The organism is Grimontia sp. AD028 (assembly GCF_000973155.1).
Classification (GTDB): domain Bacteria; phylum Pseudomonadota; class Gammaproteobacteria; order Enterobacterales; family Vibrionaceae; genus Enterovibrio; species Enterovibrio indicus.
The window spans coordinates 1-20,840 of sequence record NZ_LASY01000041.1 but is presented as its reverse complement, the minus strand read 5'-3'; the positions used below and the strand labels follow the sequence as shown (position 1 = coordinate 20,840).

The following is a 20,840-nucleotide window of genomic DNA, read 5'->3' as shown; positions in this document are numbered from 1 at the left end:
AATGAAGGAATTCCGCATTTTAGATAATGCAGACGCCGTGGTGTTAGAACTTGCGTCGTCGATGAAAAGCCTGAGTGAACAAGGACGTCCCGTTCATATCTCACTCTCTGGTGGCAGCACACCGAAACTACTGTTCAAACTGCTGGCACAGCCAGAATGGGCGAAGAGCATTCAATGGCAAAACCTCCACTTCTGGTGGGGTGATGAGCGCTGCGTGGCACCGGATGATGCTGAAAGCAACTACGGCGAAGCTAACACCCTGCTGTTCAGCCACATCGAGATCCCCGCTGAGAATATTCATCGCATTCGTGGTGAAGATGATGCAGAGCAGGAAGCCAAGCGACTGGCTGACGAAATCAAAGCAGAAGTGCCAGAGAAAAACGGCTTGCCTGCGTTTGACTGGATCTTGCTTGGTATGGGCGACGACGGCCACACTGCGTCCCTCTTCCCAGGTCAAACTGACTACGATGAACCTGCTCTGACTGTGGTTGCGGCGCACCCGCAATCAGGACAGCTGCGTGTTTCGAAAAGTGCATGTTTGCTGAATAATGCTGACCGCATCAGCTACCTGGTACTGGGCGCAGGCAAAGCAGAAATGATTGAAGCAATTCACGGTGAAAACGCCGATGCAAACCTGCCTTATCCGGCAGCGCATATTCAATCAACACATGGCACAACAGAATGGTATTTAGATGCTGCTGCCGCGAAGGCATTGGCGTAAGGAGTTTATAAAAATGAAAGGCGATATCGGCGTAATTGGTCTGGCGGTAATGGGCCAGAACCTTATCCTGAACATGAACGACAACGGCTTCAAAGTGGTTGCTTACAACCGCACGACGTCAAAAGTTGACGAGTTCCTTGAAAGCGCAGCAAAAGGCACCAACATCATTGGCGCATACTCACTGGAAGCTTTAGTTGAGAAACTAGAAAAACCACGCAAAGTAATGCTGATGGTACGCGCGGGCGACGTTGTTGATCAGTTTATCGACGCCCTGACTCCTTTGCTGGACGAAGGCGACATCATCATCGATGGCGGTAACTCTAACTACCCAGACAGCACACGCCGCATGAAAGATCTGGAAGAAAAAGGGCTGGTATTCATTGGCGCTGGCGTTTCAGGCGGCGAAGAAGGTGCGCGTTTCGGACCTTCAATCATGCCAGGTGGTAACCCAGCGGGTTGGCCAGCAGTAAAACCTATCTTCCAAGCGATTTCAGCGAAGACCGACAGCGGCGAAGCTTGCTGTGACTGGGTTGGCCGTGAAGGTGCAGGCCACTTCGTGAAAATGGTTCACAACGGTATCGAATACGGCGACATGCAGCTGATCAGTGAAGCTTACCACTTCATGAAAGAAGGTCTGGGCATGAACCACGATGAAATGCAGGCGACCATGACTGCATGGAACAAGACCGAGCTGGACAGCTACCTGATGGAAATCAGCTCTGAAATCGTGGGCTACCGCGACGAAGACGGCGACATCGTGCTGGAGAAAATCCTTGATACCGCAGGCCAGAAAGGCACTGGTAAGTGGACAGGCATCAATGCACTGGACTTCGGTATTCCACTGACGCTGATCACTGAATCTGTATTTGCACGCGCTCTGTCTGCACGTAAAGAAGAGCGTGAAGAAGCCGCTGCTCTGTTCCAACACAAGATTGGCCCAGTAGAAGGCGACCGCGAAGTTTGGCTGGAAGCACTGCGTAAAGCACTGCTGGCGGCGAAAATCATCTCTTACGCACAAGGCTTTATGCTGATCCGCGAAGCGTCAGAGCAATATAACTGGGATCTGAACTACGGAAACGTTGCCCTGTTGTGGCGTGGTGGCTGTATTATCCGCAGTGCGTTCCTGGGTAACATCCGTGATGCATACGAAGCGAACCCAGAGCTGAAATTCCTGGGCTCTGACGAGTACTTCAAGAACATCCTGGAAGATTGCATGGGCTCATGGCGTAAAGTCGTGGCGAAGACCTTCGAAATCGGTCTGCCATCACCAGGCCTGTCTTCTGCGTTGACCTTCCTTGATGGTTACACAACTGCTCGCCTGCCAGCGAACATGCTGCAAGCACAGCGCGACTACTTCGGTGCGCACACTTATGAGCGTACTGACCGTCCACGTGGTGAATTCTTCCACACCAATTGGACAGGTAAAGGCGGCGACACTGTATCGACCACCTACAACAGCTAATCCCTGTTGCTGGAACAAAAAAAGGAGCCGAATGGCTCCTTTTTCTTTTCTGGCGGTTACTCCGCCAATACGCTGGTTAACATCGCGAGTTGCTGAAAACCCAATTGTTCATAAAGTGGCAGTCCTGCTTTGGATGCCTGAAGGGTGACATATTCGCAGTCAAGTTCTTTCGCCAATGCCAGACTGTGTTGCATCAGCGCAGAGGCCACACCCATCTTCCTGAACTCTCTCAGTGTACCCAGTTGATGAATGCCCAAGGTGTTTCCCGTTTTGTAGAGAATCACAGTGCCCGCGATTTCACCTTCTTTGTGGAGTGCAAAAATATGGCTGTTGTTATCGGCGTTAAGGTGCTGAATCACCGCTTCATCAATTACATAGTTGAAAGCCTTTGAGCAGGCGGCTGTCCAGTCAGTGACTTGCTTTGTTGTTGATACCCGCTCAATCTCTTTTCCGAACTCAAACTCTGCGTCTTGCGGTAATTCGTAGGTCATCACCACCAATTGCATCGCCACTGACAACGTAAGGCCGTGCTGATCGCTAAGCAGTTGAAGACATTTTGCATCCAACTCATCTACCGTTGATGCCCTTTGCCCAGAAGAGAAATTCACACCATGAAGGCTCAAGCCGGGACTCCAGCGCTTATTGGGCCAGCTGGGATGAACAAACAGTTCTCCCTCCTGCTTAGCACCCAGCGCCTGCCAGTAGAGATTCAAATTATCGAGGTTGGCTTGCAACGCAGCGTTCATGAAAAGTCCTTATTGATTAGTACAATACCCAGCACCAGCAACGCAGCACCGAGTAATTTGACCGCTGAGATCGACTTGATTGGGCTGTCGAATGCGCCAAAGTGACTCAGCAACATGGCAATAATGATTTGCCCTGCCAGCGAGTAACTCATCAGGTTCCCTACCCCCATTTTAGGGATAAGAAAATACAAGCTACCTACACCTATCACACTGAATACACAGGACAACCAGAGATACCAAGGGATCTGGGTCAGCTTTTCCCAATCCAGACCTGTGTTTGAGGCCGAAATCCCACCCGCGTTGTAAAGCACCGCAACAGCGAGGCTCACGAGAACAAAACTGGTCAGGAAGGCATAGCTGGTTGCGAGCCAGCTGTTACCAAGCATTTGACCCAGTTGCGCATTCATCGCCGCCTGAATGGCAATGCAGCCACCCGCGGCAAGTGCCATTAGCGTTAAACTGCTCATAACGTTTCTACCAGTTGGTCACGGGACAAACGAAACTTGGGACGATTCGCTGTGCGGTCAGTGTCCGAACGCACCCCAACAGGACAAATAATCACAGCGTTGAGCCCTTGCTTATCCAGTCCCAACACTTCGTTGAGCCCTGCTGAATCAAACCCTGTCATCGGGCAAGCATCAATCTGTTCAACGGCAGCGTGGCTGACCAATGTTCCCAATGCGATAAAGCATTGCTGTGCGGCCCACGCTGCCTGTTGTGGTTGGCTAAGTCCCAGCAAGCTGCTGGCAATTTGATCTTGATAAGCGCGTAAGTCTGACGCCGGACGGTTCTGGTTGGCAGCCAGCTGCTCAATGAAGTCTTCAATGTCTGCCTCATTGAGCGAGGTCTTGTGTGCCAGAACCAGAAGGTGAGAATTATCAGCTACTTTCTGCTGGCCATAACTGTGCGCTAAGCAAGCTTGTTTCAACGCTGGGTTTTCAACCACCAACAATTTAAACGGTTGAACGCCGTAAGAAGAAGGCGCCAAACGAACACTTTCGATAAGGCCTTCGATAGCTTCCTGGCTGAGTGTTTGTTCTGAAAACTGGTTGACGGCGTAGCGCCAATTCAATGCATCTAATACGTTCATCTCTGTCTCTCCTTGCGTTGATGGAGAGAGATTACGCAATGCCGGAACCAGACGCCTTTACATATGTTGATTTAGTAAATTTGTTTTCTAATTCGGCTCAGCTGAGTGGGAGTAATGCCGAGGTAACTAGCGATGTGGTATTGCGGCAACCTGGGAGCGATTGCAGAAAAGTCGGTCAGAAACGCCTGATATCTGTCTTTGGCTTCATGCTCAAGATAACTGATTTCCTTCGGCTCCTTTTCCAAAAGCCAATGTTTCTCCAAATAGTGAATATGAAAACGCATTAAATCCGGATGCATAAACAGCGCGACACGAAACTGTTTGAAGTCGATTTCGACCAGTTCGCAAGGCTCTAAAGCCTGAATGGCAATCCGGCTTGGCGCTTGCTGAAGCAGCGCACTCATGCAACCGGGAAACCTGCCTTCATCAAAGAAGTTCTTGTTGTATTCGTTGCCCTCTTCATCCAGCAAAAATGCGCGCATCAGACCTTTGTGAAGAAAAGCAAAATGCGTGGGAGTTTGCGCGATATCGTAAAGCGTTACTCCTTTATCAATGCTTGTCACCTTGCAGCAGGCCATGAGCGCCTGCATGGATGCTTCATCGATCGCATAATAGCGGCGCACCGTCTCTTGTAAGTGTTCGAGTCGGGGAGACATAGGGGCTTCCTTATCCATTTTTTCCTGCAACACACGCTAACTAATGAGCGCGGAGAGTGAAACCAACGCTGATGGATAGACCGTCGTTCTGCGGATGGGTTAACAATGAAAGTGGAAAAACAAAGGCTCTGAGATCTACTCTCAGAGCCTTTAACAATAAATTAACTGAGTGGTTGTTCAGTCAACAGAGCCTAAAAAGTGCATTAAACGTCATACAGGCCAGTGACGAACTCCACATTGACGTAGTTCAAGCCGTAACACCAGCCTTTAAGAACCACTTCTGTACCGTCTGCAAAGCCAAGGTGCGTGCCATCCCAGCCGACAGAAACGCTAATGTCAGAGGTCGACGTCGCCAGACTGTTGTCAATTTGGATGGTGTCTTGCCAGTAGCAGAAGTCCCAAACGTTATTGGTATCATCATTGGCATCGAAGAAGAACAGATCGCAGCCTGAACCGCCCCACAGCTCATCATTACCTGCAGAAGCCGCGAGGATGTCATTACCACAACCGCCGATCAGCCAATCGTCACCATTGCCTGCCCAAATGTCATCGTTGCCCCACTCACCCCAGAGTTTGTCGCAACCATCACCACCTTCGAGTTTGTCGTTACCGCAACCACCGATAAGTTGGTCGTTACCATCTTGACCAAACAACATATCATGGCCGTAACCACCCCAGATCTTATCGTCACCACCCTGGCCGAACGCGATGTCATCGCCACAACCACCTAGGATGATATCGTTGTCTTCCAGCCCCCAGATGTAATCGTTACCTGCGCCGCCATCAATGTAGTCAGTGCCGCCACCGCCCTGGATATGGTCATCACCATTACCACCCAGTAATGTGTCGCAACCTTCACCGCCGTACATGTTGTCGTTGCCATCGCCGCCAACCATGTAGTCATTGCCGTTATCCCCAAACAGGATATCGTCACCTGAGCCACCATCTATACAGTCGTTACCATCACCGCCTTTGATTTGGTCGTTACCGCATTCACCATATAGGTAGTCATTACCACCAAAGCCATAGATGTTGTCGTTACCCCAGCCGCCGTATACCACATCACAATCCGCGCCACCGAAAACAGAATCATTGCCGTTTCCTGCGTAGATGTAATCGACGCCATTGCCGCTGTAGATGATGTCATCGCCATCGTATGCATAGATACAGTCATGCGAGTCAGTGCCGTTCAACGTTTCATCGTTGTTCGTACCTACTATTGTTGCCATTGTCCTAACCTCTGTCCTGTTTATTGGGATCTCTTCGTTCGACATGAATGCTCATGTCGACAGTTCCACTCTAATCAAACGACATCATCCATTAGTTCTCACTAATGAAGCAGTCCATATGAAACTCACAGCGACTTAATGAGTATTTGAGGAAAGTACCAATCCGGCTTGTCGATTTTTCTTAACGCTTTTTTGGTCACGTCCTCTATCGCCAAACTGGAAAACATAACCTCATCCAGCTATTTTCCAATACCTTGTGGCATCAGCAACAAATAAGACAAGCCAAACCAAATAGGCACGCAAAATTCAATCATAAATAAGCATTATTTTTTTAGGGAAATTCGGGGGTTAGCCCCTCATACTGCTTACAAAAGAAGGACTAGTGTTCAACGGTTTCTTACAATCCCATGTCTAAGGCATAAGAAGACAGGCAGACTTTTTGGGAGGGAAATCAACAAAACGGGTAACCCCAGCATCCTAAAGACCTTTTCAAGGTTAGGGATGATGGGGCTATTGGGGTATTCCGATATAGACTGTAAAAAAGGCAAAGCCTGTTAGAAAGCTAAGAGTTGGTTTTTCGTTACAAGGACATGCTCTGCATTCTTTAATCCCCTCTCTAAAAACGCCTGCATCCGACTCCGACACATTTCCCGTCTCCATGCTTGCTATCCACGATTTTAAACAAAGATGGGCTTCATTCAGGCGTCAGTTTTCACATTCACTATCAACGACGCTCACCTCTATATCATCAAAATTAAGGAAACCAATATGCGAAACTTCCTCATCCTATTTACCATCTGCTTCAGTATTCTCGCCACGCAACCCGCATTCGCAAAGCGTCCCAAAGGCATTGAATTTCTAAACTCTGGCACCGTGCTTCCCACACATCTGCCCTTTTCTGAGGCGGTGCGAGTTGATAACACCATTTATCTGTCTGGACAGATCGGCATTTTGCCCGGCACGTTAACCTTGGCTCCTGGTGGCATAGAAGCTGAGTCACGACAAACGATGGAGAACATCAAAACTTCGCTTAACGCTAACGGCTATAACATGAGCAATCTCGTCAAATGCACCGTATTACTCGCTGATATGTCTGAGTGGAATACTTTCAACGATATCTACAGAACCTACTTTTCAGACAAATATCCAGCAAGAAGCGCAATTGGTGCAAACGGATTGGCACTGGGTGCGAAAGTAGAGGTGGAATGCATCGCAGCGATTGAGTGATGAATTTCGGGCCATATACAACGAGAAAGGCTGCCAAATTGGCAGCCTTTCTTTTGGGCTCATTTCTAATATATCCAAATCTACTCGCCCGAGCGGCTGATGGCCTCCTTGCCGTTGTAAACCAAGCGCGTCGACCAAGGGATGGGGTTTCTCATGGCAAAGTGCGCCATGCAGCCGTTTTCTGCTTCATCCAGCAGATCTTTAATTCTCTCTTCCGGCTCAGGGCTCTCAATAATCACGTGCGTTTCGACAATATCGCAGCCGCCGTCTGTCATGTAACCATGCTCACGCATATGACCAAGATTGGTTCTGAACACAATGCGTTGCTCAAGCTTTAAGGAATCCACCTTAATGTTGCGGGCAGTGAGAATATCCGTCAGGTGAGTCATCAAACAAAAGCCGATGCCCGCTGAAAAGAATGCCAATGGCGGCGGCGCCGTGTCATTACCGACAGGCGGCTGTTCATCACAATAGAGCTTTACCGGGCTAAAACCCGGGATATTGACGGAAACCACTCCCGTCTTTTTCTGCATGTCTCCTGCCTCAGCGCTTAAATTCACTTCAAAGCGATACGGTTCCGGATGACGGGCTTTCGAGAATGTGGACTGTTGGTATTGCGTGGTCGCCGGCTGTTCACTGCTCAATTCGCCAACGTGAAAGAACTTTTCGTTCGACATTGTATTCTCCTGATACGCGCTAGAGGCTGATTAAATCTTACCCAAGAACAGGTGGAGAATGCCGTCAAAGTCATCCTTGAGACGAGGTTTTATGGTGTTATCATTCAACTTATAACACTTTACTGAAGGAAATCGTCATGCTGACCAATCAGGACAAAAAGATACTCTCACAGCTTCAAGAAAACGGACGCATGACGATTGTGGAGCTCGCCAAAGCCACTGACATGTCAGAATCAACTTGCCTACGACGTACAAAAAGCCTCGAAGATTCCGGTGTGATAAAAAGCTATGGCGCAATGCTTGATGCCGAAGAAGCAGGGTTTGGTGTGACGGCTTTTGTTCAGGTCAGCATCGACCAGAAAAGCGAAGCGGCGTTTGATTTGTTCAAATCAGCAGTGAAAGATCACCCGCTGATCCTGGAGTGCTATTCACTTTCTGGCCCCTACGATCACCTGATGAAGGTTGTCGCCAGAACCAACAAAGAACTCTCGCACTTTGTGTTAAAGACACTGAGAAGCTTTCCGGAAGTGAGAGAAGCACAAACCCTATTTGTGCTGGATGAAGTGAAACACACTACTGCCCTGCCGCTTAATCTGGCGGAGCCGGTTAGGAAGGGTTGATTCTCTCAGAAATTTTCCACAATCAGCTTAACGAAAAACGACCCTGCTTGAGGGCCGTTTTGTTAGTTGATTGAGTTCTATTATTTCATATACTTACGCCAAGTATCTTAACGTAACCAGCCGACAAAATTACTACTCGTCTTCACCTGATAAAGCAGCGGCTAGCTCTGGATCATCGAAAAATGCATCAAGCAATATTTTCACCGCTTCTTGGTAACCGATATGTGCATTGGGAATAGCAATGTTACCCATGAAAGAGGACTCCCATTCATGATGAATTTTATGAGTCTTTTCATAGATGGTCTTTTCACTACGGACAACAGAAAAGTCCGCGGCTAAATCAGCCGTACCGATGCTTGTACCAGAAGCGTCGACATTGTTTTCTGTTAGGACCGCATTAACAACAGTATTGCTGTTTTCATCCCATAAAGAGGCCAGTTTGAGTTCTTCTTCCAACCCTTTCTTGAGGTACTCAGCATATGAGTTGCTATAAGGAGAAGACATACGGCCTCCTCTTAGTGTCACGTTGTTAATAGACACTTCTTCCATGGAAAAGTCACCAGATTTCATTTCCGCGGATTCAACATCTTTCAGCTCATTCCCGACGAGAAGGCCTGCTTGATAAGGAGGAGCCATCGTCGAACAGCCAGAAACCATCGCCGCAAGAAACAAAAATGCAACAAATTTCACAATATTCATGAATGATTCCTTTTACTTCCTGAACTCTGGCGCAGCAGCTATTTCTTGCAACATTTTCTTATAAGCGTCTTCGGTTGCTCGTCGAGCGGACAGTGAAAAGTCATGCTTAAACTCATCAAACTCCGCTTTGCCCTGAGATGTAACGGTTTTGCTCCAAACATTTGCGCCAGAACTATCAACCGCAGAACAAGTCAACTCATAGGTAAAGTCGGTTGGGGGCCATGTGAAAGCACTGTCCGAAGAGGAGTCCGTTTTCACTTGAGTACTGAAGACATAACTAATGTTCTTATCAGCAATGAACGCTTTGTTATCACCATCTTCAAGCGAATATACTTTCGAGAATACTCGTGACAACATTGCATTTAAGGCAACTTCAGTATCCGCGTACGGTTTGTAGGTAACATCATCACCACCGCCACCCGGTGTAGTCACTGACTTTACGCGATCTTCGCTTGAAATATGGTATGCAACACTCTTATCAATTTTATTCTCAACATTTACAGATGTAATGTTTTCTATTGGTGGTGAAATCTGTATCGCATGTGAACATCCACCAAGAACTGAAACAAGAACAATGCTACCAGCTAATTTTATAAATCCATTCATATTACAACTCCTAAAAACCACCCAGAAGCCTGAATAAAGACAAAACTTATCTTTACCTAGCTTTACCACTGACGTCATTTGGTCATAAATAAAAATAAAATTGAATATCAATCAAGATACATGCATGCAATCTAATATTTATAATATAACCTTTAGTTACCATACCTATTATAGATATCCGACCAACTTATCTTACAGCAAGGCTTTTTAGGTCAGCATCCTAAATTAAAGAAAATCCTTGGTACATCTTGTAGTTGCGACGCATAGCACATTCGCTTTCAATGAACCTCGAGCAGGCCTTAATTAGTCTATCTATACACATAATCAACCCCTAAATAGTTTGAAAAAGATCTCAGCCCCATCGTGAACATAAGATAGATCTATAACCGTATTTTTTGCTTTTAAAGTAAGCTCCATCATATCTGCTCTTTAAGTTTGTAACACTAACCACTCCATTATGTAAGCTACTGATAAAATTTGCGTTTTCGCATATCCCGAATCGAAAAGGCTTCTGACTAGGTTCCCAATCTGCCCAAACCTACACAATTCTGCACTAGCTATTCCAAAGACGAACAGTTAAAGCCAAATGAGATATATGATAAATTTATGGGTCATACGTTTCATAAAAGGGAGTTATCTATGAAAGGAAGGTTTTTTCTGTTTTGGTTGTTAAGTGGTTCATTAACAGCTTGTGGAGGAGGAAGTGACTCCAATTCAAACTCGGACACACAAACACTGGGCGGTTTGCAGGGTGCAGAGCTCAAGCTTGATGGCTCTTATTTCGAGAGTAAAACGGTTACTGCGACATTAACTCACCCAAACTCAGAAGTATTAAGTGACGCGAGAATCTCATTTCAATGGTTTGACGAAGCTGGCGCTATATGGGGCGCAGATTCGAACAAAATTCAATTAACAGCGTCGGATATTGATAAAAACATCTATGCAACAGCAACCGTTTCAATTGATGGTAAGGATGCCCGTCAATTTACTAGCCCTTCATTCACCGTCGAAAGCAAAATTGATTTACTCACCTTCTTTGACGAAAGCTACAGGATGCAGATATCTCTCGGCGCGGCCGAAAACGATGCATGGGCAGTTCCAGAAAGCCCTTGGGCAGCAAGTGGTGATGACTATATTCCAACCGCAGTATCTGACGGAAAAGGAAACATTATCGTTGCGTGGCAAAGTGAATACAGCCCTGATTTTGGTGGTGAATATGATATCGTTTATTCAAGATCGACTGACAACGGTCAAACATGGAGTGAAAGGTCTCTTCTTAACGCTGCGGATACAAACGATTCAGAATCAGATGAAGATGTTTCATTGGCAACGGATGGCAATGGAACCTGGGTCGCCGTTTGGTCTTCAAATGAGGACATAAATGGTGCAGGCACAGATAGCGATATCGTTTTCGTCGTATCTACTGACAACGGCGAGACTTGGACGACACCGAACTGGCTTAATGATTATGCTATGTCAGAAACTAAGCAAGACTGGCAACCACGAGTAAAGGTTTTTGATAACCATTGGATCGTAGTATGGGTTTCCAACTTCGACCTTGATGGAGGAATATCAAGCGATAGAGACATACTCTTTAGTTACTCTGACGACAAAGGCGTCTCATGGAGTTCTCCTGAATATCTGAACAGCGCGGCTCAGTCTGATCTAGCTAGTGACGCTGATTATTTTCCCGAATTGGACATAAACGCTAATGGCATTGGTGCTGCAATATGGAGTGCGCACCATGGTGATGATGATTTAGATATCTATGCAGCAATCACGAGTGACTTTGGGAAAACCTGGTCGACATCCCAGAGGCTTAATAGCTATGGGGCTACAGATGGAACAACGCATCACGACTACGCACGACACATCGAAGTTTCTTCAACGGGAAAAATAGTCGCTTCATGGGAGGGAGAAAATCCAGCAAACGGAACAGATAGCGACGCCTACTATAGCTTTTCCGAAGACACCGGTATGACTTGGGCTGTGGAGCAAACATTAAATACAGACGCCTCCTTGGACAACACACAAGAAGAGTTTGTCCAAATATCAACTGACAACAGCGGTTCATGGTATGGACTTTGGAGCGACGCAGCCGGAGGCCTATGGATGAGAAGAAGTAACGACCTAACGAATTGGAGTGATGCAGCAAAATTATCTTCAGATAATGAAGAAGGATTTGAATTTCTCATTCACTAACTATTCTCCGACTCAAATCCACCAAATCAGTTAGAAAGCACTAACTAAGTATACTTTGAAAGTTAAACTCTTGTTGCCCGCTCCTATTAGCGGGCATTTATCTTTTCAAAAAGCTGTGTGAATCTTTTCCAAACTGCCAAAGTCACCGAGCCGTGAGTGGCTCTCATTTCTCCGTCTCTAAGACCAACAAAGAATGCTCGCACTTTGTATTAAAAACACTGAGAAGCTTTCTAAAGTGAGAGAATCACAGACCCTGTTTGTGCTGGATGAAGTGAAACATACCACGGCGCTGCCAATTAATCTGGCGAAGCCGGTTAGGAAGGGTTGATCAAGTATAGGAATAGCAAGTTAGTGTTGCGGATCATCCGGCGCAGAGAAGGCATCAGAACCTTTCATCTTGTCACGTTTCTTCCACTCATCCTCAACATGCAATTCAGCTCTTTCAGTTAGAGTTTCAATGTGTATTGAGGCATCACAGTCATCGACATCTACAGATCTATTGTAGACAAAATAGAAAATCAGCCCGATCAAAAACAAAACGATAGAGATACCCATCAGTACAGAATCCGCCCAAAAGGCACTGATAAAAAACGCTCCCATCGCAACCAACATCATCACTAAACCAACGGTGCTTTTCATTTTTAAGTCCTTACCTAATAACCATTTTCAAGTTATCAAATAAAACAGCTAACCAGCGTTTCATTTTTAGGCTAAGCCGTTAACGACAGGGGCTAATCAAAAAACACCCAACACAGCTTTTTCCAGTTAGATCTGGATAACAAGTTAGTAGTAACAACAAGCAAAAGCCCCACTTCCTCATTAGTTAGACCGTTTCGTCTGAAAGGGGTTGATAGATTAGAGCGTCCCATAACCCAAAAAAAGACGTATAACTATGAAAGCATCACACATCATCGCGTCAGTGGCTCTGACCCTTTCCAGCTTTGCAGTCGCAGATCAATTGGATGACATCCTCGAAGCTGGCGTCATTCGCGTAGGCACCACCGGCGATTACAAACCTTTCTCTTTCTATGATGGCCAAAACTACTCAGGCTATGACATCGATGTTGCACAATATCTGGGCGAACAACTCGGCGTAAAAGTGGAGTTTGTGCCCACCACCTGGAAAGCCCTACTTGATGGCTTGAAAGAAGATAAGTACGACATTGCCATGGGCGGCATTACCCGCCGAATGCAGCGCCAACTCAACGCCGAACAAACTCAGGGTTATATGGTTTTTGGTAAGTGTTTCCTCGTCGCGAAAGGCAATGCTGGCAAGTACAACTCTCTTGAGACAGTAAATCTGCCTTCGGTTCGAGTGGGCGTAAACATCGGCGGGACCAACGAAAAATTTGCGGATGCAAACCTCTCGAACGCCAGCTTCACCAAGTTTGAAAACAATCTGGATGTGCCAAAAGCTGTCGCGGCAGGTGAAGTGGATGTGATGGTAACGGAAACGCCAGAAGGCCTTTTCTACGAAGTCACCAACGACAAACTGGAAGCTGCTCGGTGTGAAGAGCCTTTCACCCGCAGCCAGTTTGGCTACCTGATTCCCAAAGGCGAACAAGGCCTGCTGAATACCGTCAACTTCGCTATTGATGAAATGAAGCTCAAGGGCATCGACAAACAACTGATGCAGAAAAACCAGCTAATTGCAGAGCAGAAGTTCAATGTGGTGCTAACCGCTGCAGATGGAAAGAAAGTTGATATCATTCAGGCAGTCAAAGACGCGACAGGCCTGAGCCTGATTGAATCCAAATCCGTGGTAGAAAGCCTTCCGGCTGTGCTCAGAGAGAAGCTGTCGAAAAGCGAGGCCGAGAAATTAGAAAAAGCGCTGGAAGCGGCAGGCGCCACTATCGACATAAAACCGGTTCAATAAAACGCAAACCAATCAGTAAGGCTGGCAGCTCCGCCAGCCTTAAAGTTACCTCAGTATCACCCGATTCAAACTGTCTTCCTACTGTGACGTATACGCCAATACCCACGCCCAACCTTGAATGTCAGCACCATCTGAACACAGAATTAAAACACAGCCCTGCACTTTTTTCTTATTTGCCGCATTGCTAAGGGGTCATTATGCTACGTTTGTTTACGATTGAATCTGGCGCGATAACGGAAATTCCTGTTGGGGAAAACGCTGACCTCAAACAGTTGGTGGAACAAGCCAAATGGATAGATGCACACGATCCTACTGATACGGAACGCGAACTTGTCAGCTCTTTACTTCGCATCGACTTACCTGAATCTGATGATGTTGAGGAAATTGAAACCTCTGCCAGATACTTCGCTGACAAGAGTGGCCTTCATGTTCACTCTCTATTCCTATCAAAAAGTGAAGGACGGCACACCACAGTCACCGTCGCCTGTATTTTGCAGAGCGAACGTCTGATAACCATTCGTGATGGCGACGTTGCCGATTTTCGCTTACTCAGGCTTCGCGCAAGACGTCGACAAGTTCGATGCAAAGATGTAGAAACCCTTTTAGTGACTTTACTGGAGCAGAAAGTCGAAAACCATGCGGATACGCTGGAAGACTTGCACCGCGAGTTGGAAAAAGTCAGCCATGCTGTGCTTGAAGATGACGATTCCGATTTGGAAGAAAGCATTGAGCAATTGGCAAAGCTTGAGGACAGTAACGGAAAAGTGCGCCTTTGTTTGATGGATAACCAACGTGCGATTTCCTTCCTGCTTCGCCATTTGCAAAGCAGAAACGAGCACAGAGAAACGTTACACGAAATCGGCCGGGATATTGATGCTTTGATGTCCCACACCACCTTCCTATTCGACAAAATCAACTTCCTGATGGACTCGACTCAGGGCTTTATCAACATCGAACAAAACCAGATCATCAAGATCTTCTCAATTGCAGCGGTTGTTTTCCTGCCACCGACGGTGGTCGCCAGTATCTATGGAATGAATTTTCACTTTATGCCGGAATTAGAATGGAAATACGGCTTCCCCTTTGCGATCGGATTGATGATCGCCTCGGGCGTTGCGCCTTTGGTCTATTTCAAGAAGAAGGGATGGCTGTGAGCATTCTAAAAGTACCCAGAAATCACCAATAAGCTCAATATGCCTATCTTAGTTTCAAATATTGAGCTTTAATGTAAATAAAATCTTATCTAGAATCCGCATCATGGTTCCACTTATTGACAAGGAGAATCATGATGAAACTGACACTTATCGCCCCACTTTTGGCCGCCGTGGCGTTTAATAGCCACGCATTTACCCTGAGCAGTAGCGACATTCAAGAAGGCTCAAGAATGGCAGATACTTTTGTGTTCCAAGGTTTCGGCTGTTCAGGCGATAACCTCTCTCCACAATTAAGTTGGAAAGATGCACCGGAAGGAACCAAAAGCTTTGCGATTACGGCATACGACCCAGATGCACCTACTGGTAGTGGATGGTGGCACTGGCTGGCACTCGATATTCCCGCTTCAACCACCCAGCTAGATCAAGGTGCATCAGGCAAGTTGAAACAAGCGCACGAGATGGAAAATGACTACGGGGCTGTCGGCTTTGGTGGTGCCTGCCCACCAAAAGGTCATGGAATGCATCGCTATCAATTTACGGTTTGGGCGTTACCTTCTGAAGAGCTGGCGTTGCCAAAGAATCCATCTAACGCGCTGATTGGATACATGTTGAATGCTTCCGCATTGGGTAAAGCAACGCTAACCGCTACCTATGTGAACGAATAAGGAATCGAGATGACGAGAGCACTGGTGAAGACTGGACAATTTCGTGGCGTAACAAAACAGCCTCTTCGAAACGTACTTGTCTATGCCCCTACCGTTATCTGGGTAAACCGAGGATTGAAGCAGCTTTGGTGGCAAGATTGCTCTCGTCAGTATTCCTCACATGACTGGTTGGTTGTTCCGGCCAGTCATTCCCTTACGTTCGTCAACGAACCTTCACAAACCGATTTCTTTTCCAGAACGCTAACCTTTCTAGAGCCTCCGCCTAACGAGTGGCTTGAGGACAATGCTTCAGTAGCACCAATAGCCGAAGAACCGCGTCTTTCTGTCACGCCGCAGTTGGCGTACTGTTTTGATGTCTTGTATGAAATGGCGGGAAAGTCACTATCTGAAGAAACTCAAAAGCAGTTTCTGCTGGCATTTTACGCTGAGCTTCAGGAAGCCAATGCTTTGCGCCTTCTCTTCCCCGGAAGTGATAAATCTTTGAGCGAAAAACTTGCGAGCTACCTAAGCCTAAACCCGGGTAATGCGCATAGCGTTGAATCCGTTGCTGCCGACTTTTCAATGAGCTCGGCAACTTTGAAGAGAAAGCTCGCTGCAGAAAACACGTCGTTTCGCCATATCCTTACCAACGTTCGGATGGTTTATGCCCTCTCACTCATGCAGAATTCCCGCTCACAGCTTAATATTGCGCTTGCCTGTGGCTATCAATCTGAAGCGCGATTTTCGCAGAGGTTTAAAGAAGTCTTCGGGCTGACACCCAAAGAGTATGTTCAGACATTGTAGGAAAACCAACGTGCACAGCACTTTCTGGGGCGCGTATAAGAAAAAAGCCTGACGCTTTCGCATCAGGCTTTAATCAGTGGCGGAACGGCCGGGCTGGCGCTCCAGCGGGACTCAAGCCGCATGGCTCGTGAGTGTCCCTTCTCTTGGAATCTGATAAATACAAAAAGCCCCGCAGTTTCCTGCGGGGCTTTGTTGTGTTGGCGGAGCGGACGGGACTCGAACCCGCGACCCCCGGCGTGACAGGCCGGTATTCTAACCAACTGAACTACCGCTCCAATTCTTGTGAAATCCGGCTTTAAAGCCCAACTTCCAGAATGTGGCGGAGAGATAGGGATTTACTCGGTCGCTTCGCTCCCTTGCCCTTCGGGCCAACGGCAAGCCGTTGTTGTCTCGCGCTTCGCGCTCGACTGAACCCTGTCCAGGCTTCTTCACCCTATCTCTCGGAGGAATGTTTCATCCTCTGAGTCAAACACCTAGTTAAAGCTGTTTGATTTAAAAGTGGCGGAGAGATAGGGATTTGAACCCTAGATACGCTATTAACGTATGCCGGTTTTCAAGACCGGTGCTTTCAACCACTCAGCCATCTCTCCGTAAGTGCGGCGAATATTATCTACAGTTCCGAAAACTGTAAACACTTTTTTAGCTGAGAAAGTCCGTTTGACGGTTTTGAAATCAATCTGCTTTAAATCTATGCCAAAGCAAGCGCAATCTTACAAAGCAATAGTGAAACAGATTCACTTTTGCCTTACTTTAAAGACAACCCGCCATAAGTTTTCGAACATAATAAGGAAACAGAATTGATACTTCACTTTAATGTATCATCCTGTTAAAACACTTCGTTATGGAAATGCTTTAACGAGGTTTTTACGCGAATAATCTGATACCTAGCTGAATAGGTTCGCAGTAGAAGCCAGTTCATTAAGCAATCAGCAGTTAGGACTATCATGCAACTCAGTAATTTCTTACTCAAGCTATCTAACACCCCTGAACTTGTTGAATTTGAAGACACCATCTCGGTGATCGATCGGTTTTACCATTACTCACCAGCCGAATTTATAAATGGTGACTTGACCAACAAGGCAGGTCAAAACGCAGGTTCATGCAAGATATTTGCCTTCGGGAAGCTTCATGGACTGGATGAGCGCGCAGTATTAGCGTGCTTTGGCAGGTATTACAGAGAGGATGTTCTCGCGCACCCAAGCGGTAAAGATCATCTTAACATTCGCAATTTCATCCATTCCGGTTGGAAAGGCGTATCTTTCGACAGGCTACCACTATCCCCTAAAGAGCCAAGCGACAGTTAAAAAGAAAGCCCCTACTGAGGGGCTTTGTCATTCTTTATGGCTACCCATCTTTGTTGATTTGGACGATGAGTTCATCTTCAATCTGTGCGGCCATTTCATTTGGCACCTGACAGGTGCCGGCATTTTCGTGGCCACCACCGCCATATTTCAGCATCAGCTCGCCAATATTTGTCTGTGATGATTTGTCAAAGATTGATTTGCCACAGGCAAACACGGTGTTTTGCTTCTGGAACCCCCACAAAACATGCACAGAGATATTGCATTGTGGGTAAAGGGCATAGATCTCGAAGCGATTCCCCGCCCATATTGTGTCTTCACGTCGTAAGTCCAACACAACCAGATTGCCGCACACAGATGCACAGCGCCTGATTTGCTCCTGAAATTTCTCGCGATGATTGAAATAAAGATCCACGCGCTCCTTCACATCTGGAAGAGCCATGATTTCCGCAATAGGTTTATCTTTGCAGTAATCAATCAAATCCATCATCAATTCGTAGTTAGAAATTCGAAACTCTCTGAAACGCCCAAGGCCTGTTCGGGAGTCCATCATGAAGTTCAGTAAGCCCCACCCTTCCGGATAGAGCACTTCATCTTTTGTATATTGCGCAGAGTCGCCCTTATCAACCTCCTCCATCATTTCTTCCCAAGCGTCCGGGAATGTGTTTTCGCCGCCAAAGTGTTTCCACACTACGCGGGCTGCCGAAGGTGCATCTGGGTCAATGATGTGGTTGGCGCTAAGTTCCTGGTTACGAATCATCTCAGAAGCATGGTGGTCGATACAGAGGTGTGCTTTTGCGTTGTAAGGTAAGTTGGTCGTGATGTCATACTCGGTGATCTCAACGACCCCGTCCTGCATGTCTTTTGGATGTACGAATTTGATCTCATCAATCAAATCGATGTGTTTTAACAGCACCGCACATACCAATCCGTCGAAGTCACTTCGTGTGATAAGACGATATCGTCTTTCCGGCATTTGTTTCACTCCCATAGGCGAGGGATAGCCCCCGATGTGTTTCTTGTTCTAGATGTTGCGACATACTTTAAGAATAAGACGAATGTCCGGTTCTGCAACTTGAGGGGAGTGTTAATTCAATGCAGCACTTTGTCAGATAAGAAAAAAGCCGCTTTTAAGCGGCTTTATTGTAGGAAAATCTATTGATTATGCTGGCAAGAAATTCTCGCCCAACATACACCTAACGCTGCCTCCACCAATGGTTTCAATGGTTGAAACATCAATGGGAACCAGTTTGCCATGTTTACGTAACACGCGTTTTTGCTCCAAGGTAAACGCATTATAGGCTGACAGAGACATCGCAATCAGTCGCTCGCCTTTGTCGTTTTGAAGTTGGAGGATGTTGCCGCAAAACTGACCCATTTGCTCTTCGGTAATTGATACGACGTTTTTCGTCTTTTGTAATGAATTCAAAACTCTGCGACGTTCGAATTCTTCAATGATTTCATCGCATATTACTGCGAATCCCTCACCCACAGCCATCATCACATTGGTGTGATATACAGGCGAGCCAGAAGACATTCGCGTATCAAAGTAAATCACCTCTTTAAATCCAGCACGATTGACATATTGCTGAAGCAAATTGCGGTCACAGCGCACTGATAAGGCGGCATACACAGTGGAGTTGATATGATCCATGATCATCACCCCTGTGCTTTCTAAGAAAGCCTCCGGAGATTCCAGATTCCCGAGTTGAAGAACCTGTGTAGGGTTGAAACCAGACTCACGGAGTGCATCTACCAAAGTTTCAGGACGAACTTCCCGGCGGCGGTTCTCACACGCCATTGGAAAGAGGTAAACATCTCCATCAGCAGTGGTAGAAAACCAGTTATTGGGAAAGACGGCGTCAGGAGTCTCGCCTTGAGCGGTTGAGTAATCCATTACCGTTACATCCACACCATGTGAACGCAACAGCTCGACCATCCCGTAAAACTCTTTTAGCGCCTTGGTACGAATTTCAGCGTCAGTCAGAGCCAGAGATTTTTGGAACTCGTTATCTGCGCTGGTTTCCACATTAAATTTGAAATCAATAGGTGGCACCATCACCACAGCTTTCGCTGCGTGGATAGTGGCCTGAGAGTTGATCGTATCTCTCTGGATGGGTGCGACCATCTAAACACCTCAACATTTTATTAACATTATTGTTATGAGGTTAATTTTAGACAGGGTCTCGAGGGAAAGTTACCTAAATGAGATGAGAATATGCAGCTTTGGTTAAGCCATTACCTTTTTAAAGCCATTTATTTAGGTGATTTACCTATGAAGCACAATTTTAGCCCTTCACTTTGCCTTAACGTTTCGTTATCAAGACAAAGCGATAAGGTCAGGATTGATCCCAGCACTTCGCTTGTATTCAGCAATAACAATTTCACTGCGGGTTTGAATAACACCAGGAAGTTGAATAATGCGGGTCGACATGAACTTCTGATAAGCCTTGATGTTCTTCACACGCACTTTCACCATGGCATCGAAGTCGCCGGACAGCGAGTAACACTCTTCAATCTCGGGAATCAACATGGCAGATTTGGCGAACTTATCGAAGATGGAAAGGTTAGTCTGATCAAGACGCATATGAATAAAGACAACCACGTCTAAACCCAGTTTCTCTGCGGAAATATCCGCATGATACCCAGAGATGTACCCTTCCCTTTCGAGGCGTTTTACCCGTTCAGAGCAAGGTGTGGTAGTGAGGTTTACCCGTTTGGCGAGCTCAACAACTGGCAAGCGGCCATTGGATTGGAGAATGCGGAGGATTTCGATATCTGTGCGGTCGAGGGTGGTTACATTAGTGTTTGCCATTTTAAAGCTTCCATGCCAGCGAAATACCTAACAGAGTTAATTAGAGCAGATAATATGACTTTGTCCTATCTTTGAACCATTAACACTCCAAGTAATTTTTAGGTCTATAGGAAAAGACGCATACAAAAAAGCCCAGACCTAAGTCTGGGCTTTCGAATGTGGTTGCGGGAGCCGGATTTGAACCGACGACCTTCGGGTTATGAGCCCGACGAGCTACCAGGCTGCTCCATCCCGCGTCCGTATTTCACCGTTCAAGTACGATGACAGCTTCCCACCTCTTCTAAGAGAAAGTGGAGCGACACACGAGGTTC

General features: G+C 46.6%; 22 protein-coding genes, 3 tRNA genes, 1 other RNA gene and 1 pseudogene. 11 read left to right on the top strand and 16 right to left on the bottom strand.

What is annotated here, in order from left to right:
* The first annotated feature begins 1 nt into the window (after window position 1).
* Both pgl and gnd read left to right on the top strand, forming a co-directional pair.
* On the top strand, window positions 2-721 hold the full coding sequence (gene pgl / locus RN22_RS09960; RefSeq protein WP_046304144.1) for a 6-phosphogluconolactonase: 720 nt from the start codon (window positions 2-4) through the stop codon (window positions 719-721).
* A 13-nt stretch (window positions 722-734) separates the two neighbouring features.
* Window positions 735-2,183, top strand: coding sequence for a decarboxylating NADP(+)-dependent phosphogluconate dehydrogenase (gene gnd / locus RN22_RS09955; protein ID WP_046304143.1), 1,449 nt, complete (start codon window positions 735-737; stop codon window positions 2,181-2,183).
* A gap of 56 nt (window positions 2,184-2,239) precedes the next feature.
* Here gnd and RN22_RS09950 read toward each other — a convergent pair whose 3' ends face one another.
* The 5 genes from RN22_RS09950 to RN22_RS09930 all read right to left on the bottom strand — a co-directional run bounded on the left by RN22_RS09950 (window position 2,240) and on the right by RN22_RS09930 (window position 5,904).
* Window positions 2,240-2,929, bottom strand: coding sequence for a GNAT family N-acetyltransferase (locus RN22_RS09950; RefSeq protein ID WP_046304142.1), 690 nt, complete (start codon window positions 2,927-2,929; stop codon window positions 2,240-2,242).
* On the bottom strand, window positions 2,926-3,396 hold the full coding sequence (locus RN22_RS09945) for a DMT family transporter (protein ID WP_002541635.1): 471 nt from the start codon (window positions 3,394-3,396) through the stop codon (window positions 2,926-2,928). Before RN22_RS09945 ends, RN22_RS09950 begins: the two co-directional genes overlap by 4 nt.
* Complete coding sequence (locus RN22_RS09940; protein ID WP_046304141.1) at window positions 3,393-4,019, bottom strand: nitroreductase family protein; 627 nt, start codon at window positions 4,017-4,019, stop codon at window positions 3,393-3,395. The genes RN22_RS09945 and RN22_RS09940 overlap by 4 nt, the downstream gene beginning before the upstream one ends.
* A gap of 71 nt (window positions 4,020-4,090) precedes the next feature.
* Window positions 4,091-4,693: a Crp/Fnr family transcriptional regulator gene (locus RN22_RS09935; protein WP_231590879.1), complete on the bottom strand. Its 603-nt coding sequence runs from the start codon at window positions 4,691-4,693 to the stop codon at window positions 4,091-4,093.
* 185 nt (window positions 4,694-4,878) lie between these two features.
* Window positions 4,879-5,904 (bottom strand): calcium-binding protein, encoded by a 1,026-nt coding sequence (locus tag RN22_RS09930; RefSeq protein WP_002541627.1) that lies wholly within the window; start codon window positions 5,902-5,904, stop codon window positions 4,879-4,881.
* A gap of 768 nt (window positions 5,905-6,672) precedes the next feature.
* Between RN22_RS09930 and RN22_RS09925 the strand changes: the two genes are divergently transcribed.
* Window positions 6,673-7,131: a RidA family protein gene (locus RN22_RS09925; RefSeq protein WP_046304162.1), complete on the top strand. Its 459-nt coding sequence runs from the start codon at window positions 6,673-6,675 to the stop codon at window positions 7,129-7,131.
* A gap of 80 nt (window positions 7,132-7,211) precedes the next feature.
* Here RN22_RS09925 and RN22_RS09920 read toward each other — a convergent pair whose 3' ends face one another.
* Complete coding sequence (locus RN22_RS09920; protein WP_046304139.1) at window positions 7,212-7,808, bottom strand: OsmC family protein; 597 nt, start codon at window positions 7,806-7,808, stop codon at window positions 7,212-7,214.
* A 137-nt stretch (window positions 7,809-7,945) separates the two neighbouring features.
* On the opposite strand from RN22_RS09920, the gene RN22_RS09915 reads away from it, so the two are divergent.
* Window positions 7,946-8,428: an Lrp/AsnC family transcriptional regulator gene (locus RN22_RS09915; protein WP_046304138.1), complete on the top strand. Its 483-nt coding sequence runs from the start codon at window positions 7,946-7,948 to the stop codon at window positions 8,426-8,428.
* Between the two features lie 132 nt (window positions 8,429-8,560).
* Here RN22_RS09915 and RN22_RS09910 read toward each other — a convergent pair whose 3' ends face one another.
* Together RN22_RS09910 and RN22_RS09905 are read right to left on the bottom strand one after the other, a co-directional pair.
* A complete protein-coding gene (locus tag RN22_RS09910; protein WP_046304137.1) occupies window positions 8,561-9,127 on the bottom strand; it encodes a hypothetical protein in 567 nt (188 codons plus the stop codon).
* Window positions 9,128-9,139: 12 nt separating this feature from the next.
* On the bottom strand, window positions 9,140-9,733 hold the full coding sequence (locus tag RN22_RS09905; RefSeq protein ID WP_046304136.1) for a hypothetical protein: 594 nt from the start codon (window positions 9,731-9,733) through the stop codon (window positions 9,140-9,142).
* Window positions 9,734-10,372: 639 nt separating this feature from the next.
* Here RN22_RS09905 and RN22_RS09900 point away from each other — a divergent pair.
* Window positions 10,373-11,935: a sialidase family protein gene (locus RN22_RS09900; RefSeq protein ID WP_046304135.1), complete on the top strand. Its 1,563-nt coding sequence runs from the start codon at window positions 10,373-10,375 to the stop codon at window positions 11,933-11,935.
* Between the two features lie 348 nt (window positions 11,936-12,283).
* Here the strand turns inward: RN22_RS09900 and RN22_RS09895 are convergent, their stop codons facing one another.
* On the bottom strand, window positions 12,284-12,574 hold the full coding sequence (locus RN22_RS09895; RefSeq protein WP_046304134.1) for a hypothetical protein: 291 nt from the start codon (window positions 12,572-12,574) through the stop codon (window positions 12,284-12,286).
* Window positions 12,575-12,827: 253 nt separating this feature from the next.
* On the opposite strand from RN22_RS09895, the pseudogene RN22_RS09890 reads away from it, so the two are divergent.
* The 5 genes and pseudogenes from RN22_RS09890 to RN22_RS09875 form a co-directional block, all read left to right on the top strand.
* Window positions 12,828-13,583 (top strand): annotated as a pseudogene (locus RN22_RS09890) (transporter substrate-binding domain-containing protein); the annotation flags it as partial.
* Entirely contained in the window at window positions 13,566-13,811 is a 246-nt protein-coding gene (locus RN22_RS25440) for a ribosomal protein L7/L12 (protein ID WP_231590880.1), read from the top strand. The pseudogene RN22_RS09890 and the gene RN22_RS25440, both read left to right, overlap by 18 nt.
* 197 nt (window positions 13,812-14,008) lie before the next feature.
* Window positions 14,009-14,965 carry a magnesium/cobalt transporter CorA gene (gene corA / locus RN22_RS09885; RefSeq protein WP_002541617.1) on the top strand — a complete coding sequence of 319 codons (957 nt, stop codon included), beginning with the start codon at window positions 14,009-14,011 and terminating at the stop codon, window positions 14,963-14,965.
* Between the two features lie 134 nt (window positions 14,966-15,099).
* Window positions 15,100-15,630, top strand: a complete 531-nt coding sequence (locus RN22_RS09880) for a YbhB/YbcL family Raf kinase inhibitor-like protein (protein WP_046304132.1) — start codon at window positions 15,100-15,102, stop codon at window positions 15,628-15,630.
* 9 nt (window positions 15,631-15,639) lie between these two features.
* Window positions 15,640-16,413: a helix-turn-helix transcriptional regulator gene (locus tag RN22_RS09875; protein ID WP_046304131.1), complete on the top strand. Its 774-nt coding sequence runs from the start codon at window positions 15,640-15,642 to the stop codon at window positions 16,411-16,413.
* A 198-nt stretch (window positions 16,414-16,611) separates the two neighbouring features.
* On the opposite strand, the gene RN22_RS09870 is transcribed toward RN22_RS09875, so the two are convergent.
* From RN22_RS09870 to RN22_RS09865, 3 genes are all read right to left on the bottom strand, one after another.
* A tRNA-Asp gene (locus tag RN22_RS09870) sits at window positions 16,612-16,688 on the bottom strand.
* 42 nt (window positions 16,689-16,730) lie between these two features.
* Window positions 16,731-16,865, bottom strand: a non-coding RNA gene (locus tag RN22_RS24695) — RtT sRNA.
* Between the two features lie 47 nt (window positions 16,866-16,912).
* Window positions 16,913-17,003 (bottom strand) — tRNA-Ser (locus RN22_RS09865).
* A gap of 354 nt (window positions 17,004-17,357) precedes the next feature.
* On the opposite strand from RN22_RS09865, the gene RN22_RS09860 reads away from it, so the two are divergent.
* The gene (locus RN22_RS09860) at window positions 17,358-17,717 is read left to right on the top strand and encodes a HopJ type III effector protein (protein ID WP_046304130.1); all 360 of its coding nucleotides are present in this window, start codon (window positions 17,358-17,360) and stop codon (window positions 17,715-17,717) included.
* A 40-nt stretch (window positions 17,718-17,757) separates the two neighbouring features.
* Here the strand turns inward: RN22_RS09860 and RN22_RS09855 are convergent, their stop codons facing one another.
* From RN22_RS09855 to RN22_RS09840, 4 genes are all read right to left on the bottom strand, one after another.
* On the bottom strand, window positions 17,758-18,690 hold the full coding sequence (locus RN22_RS09855) for an exopolyphosphatase (RefSeq protein ID WP_046304129.1): 933 nt from the start codon (window positions 18,688-18,690) through the stop codon (window positions 17,758-17,760).
* A gap of 186 nt (window positions 18,691-18,876) precedes the next feature.
* Window positions 18,877-19,842: a citrulline utilization hydrolase CtlX gene (ctlX, locus tag RN22_RS09850; protein WP_046304128.1), complete on the bottom strand. Its 966-nt coding sequence runs from the start codon at window positions 19,840-19,842 to the stop codon at window positions 18,877-18,879.
* Between the two features lie 192 nt (window positions 19,843-20,034).
* Window positions 20,035-20,529, bottom strand: coding sequence for an Lrp/AsnC family transcriptional regulator (locus tag RN22_RS09845; protein ID WP_046304127.1), 495 nt, complete (start codon window positions 20,527-20,529; stop codon window positions 20,035-20,037).
* Window positions 20,530-20,688: 159 nt separating this feature from the next.
* Window positions 20,689-20,765, bottom strand: a tRNA-Met gene (locus RN22_RS09840).
* Window positions 20,766-20,840 lie beyond the last annotated feature (75 nt).

What these genes read in the sequence shown, in the direction of transcription:
- ctlX (WP_046304128.1), bottom strand. Translation starts at nt 19,842, where the DNA reads ATGGTCGCACCCATCCAGAGAGATACGATCAACTCTCAGGCCACTATC.
- RN22_RS09875 (WP_046304131.1), top strand. Translation starts at nt 15,640, where the DNA reads ATGACGAGAGCACTGGTGAAGACTGGACAATTTCGTGGCGTAACAAAA.
- RN22_RS09860 (WP_046304130.1), top strand. Translation starts at nt 17,358, where the DNA reads ATGCAACTCAGTAATTTCTTACTCAAGCTATCTAACACCCCTGAACTT.
- RN22_RS09920 (WP_046304139.1), bottom strand. Translation starts at nt 7,808, where the DNA reads ATGTCGAACGAAAAGTTCTTTCACGTTGGCGAATTGAGCAGTGAACAG.
- RN22_RS09900 (WP_046304135.1), top strand. Translation starts at nt 10,373, where the DNA reads ATGAAAGGAAGGTTTTTTCTGTTTTGGTTGTTAAGTGGTTCATTAACA.
- RN22_RS09935 (WP_231590879.1), bottom strand. Translation starts at nt 4,693, where the DNA reads ATGGATAAGGAAGCCCCTATGTCTCCCCGACTCGAACACTTACAAGAG.
- corA (WP_002541617.1), top strand. Translation starts at nt 14,009, where the DNA reads ATGCTACGTTTGTTTACGATTGAATCTGGCGCGATAACGGAAATTCCT.
- RN22_RS09880 (WP_046304132.1), top strand. Translation starts at nt 15,100, where the DNA reads ATGAAACTGACACTTATCGCCCCACTTTTGGCCGCCGTGGCGTTTAAT.
- RN22_RS25440 (WP_231590880.1), top strand. Translation starts at nt 13,566, where the DNA reads ATGCAGAAAAACCAGCTAATTGCAGAGCAGAAGTTCAATGTGGTGCTA.
- RN22_RS09855 (WP_046304129.1), bottom strand. Translation starts at nt 18,690, where the DNA reads ATGCCGGAAAGACGATATCGTCTTATCACACGAAGTGACTTCGACGGA.
- RN22_RS09930 (WP_002541627.1), bottom strand. Translation starts at nt 5,904, where the DNA reads ATGGCAACAATAGTAGGTACGAACAACGATGAAACGTTGAACGGCACT.
- gnd (WP_046304143.1), top strand. Translation starts at nt 735, where the DNA reads ATGAAAGGCGATATCGGCGTAATTGGTCTGGCGGTAATGGGCCAGAAC.
- RN22_RS09950 (WP_046304142.1), bottom strand. Translation starts at nt 2,929, where the DNA reads ATGAACGCTGCGTTGCAAGCCAACCTCGATAATTTGAATCTCTACTGG.
- RN22_RS09905 (WP_046304136.1), bottom strand. Translation starts at nt 9,733, where the DNA reads ATGAATGGATTTATAAAATTAGCTGGTAGCATTGTTCTTGTTTCAGTT.
- RN22_RS09915 (WP_046304138.1), top strand. Translation starts at nt 7,946, where the DNA reads ATGCTGACCAATCAGGACAAAAAGATACTCTCACAGCTTCAAGAAAAC.
- RN22_RS09845 (WP_046304127.1), bottom strand. Translation starts at nt 20,529, where the DNA reads ATGGCAAACACTAATGTAACCACCCTCGACCGCACAGATATCGAAATC.
- pgl (WP_046304144.1), top strand. Translation starts at nt 2, where the DNA reads ATGAAGGAATTCCGCATTTTAGATAATGCAGACGCCGTGGTGTTAGAA.
- RN22_RS09895 (WP_046304134.1), bottom strand. Translation starts at nt 12,574, where the DNA reads ATGAAAAGCACCGTTGGTTTAGTGATGATGTTGGTTGCGATGGGAGCG.
- RN22_RS09925 (WP_046304162.1), top strand. Translation starts at nt 6,673, where the DNA reads ATGCGAAACTTCCTCATCCTATTTACCATCTGCTTCAGTATTCTCGCC.
- RN22_RS09910 (WP_046304137.1), bottom strand. Translation starts at nt 9,127, where the DNA reads ATGAATATTGTGAAATTTGTTGCATTTTTGTTTCTTGCGGCGATGGTT.
- RN22_RS09945 (WP_002541635.1), bottom strand. Translation starts at nt 3,396, where the DNA reads ATGAGCAGTTTAACGCTAATGGCACTTGCCGCGGGTGGCTGCATTGCC.
- RN22_RS09940 (WP_046304141.1), bottom strand. Translation starts at nt 4,019, where the DNA reads ATGAACGTATTAGATGCATTGAATTGGCGCTACGCCGTCAACCAGTTT.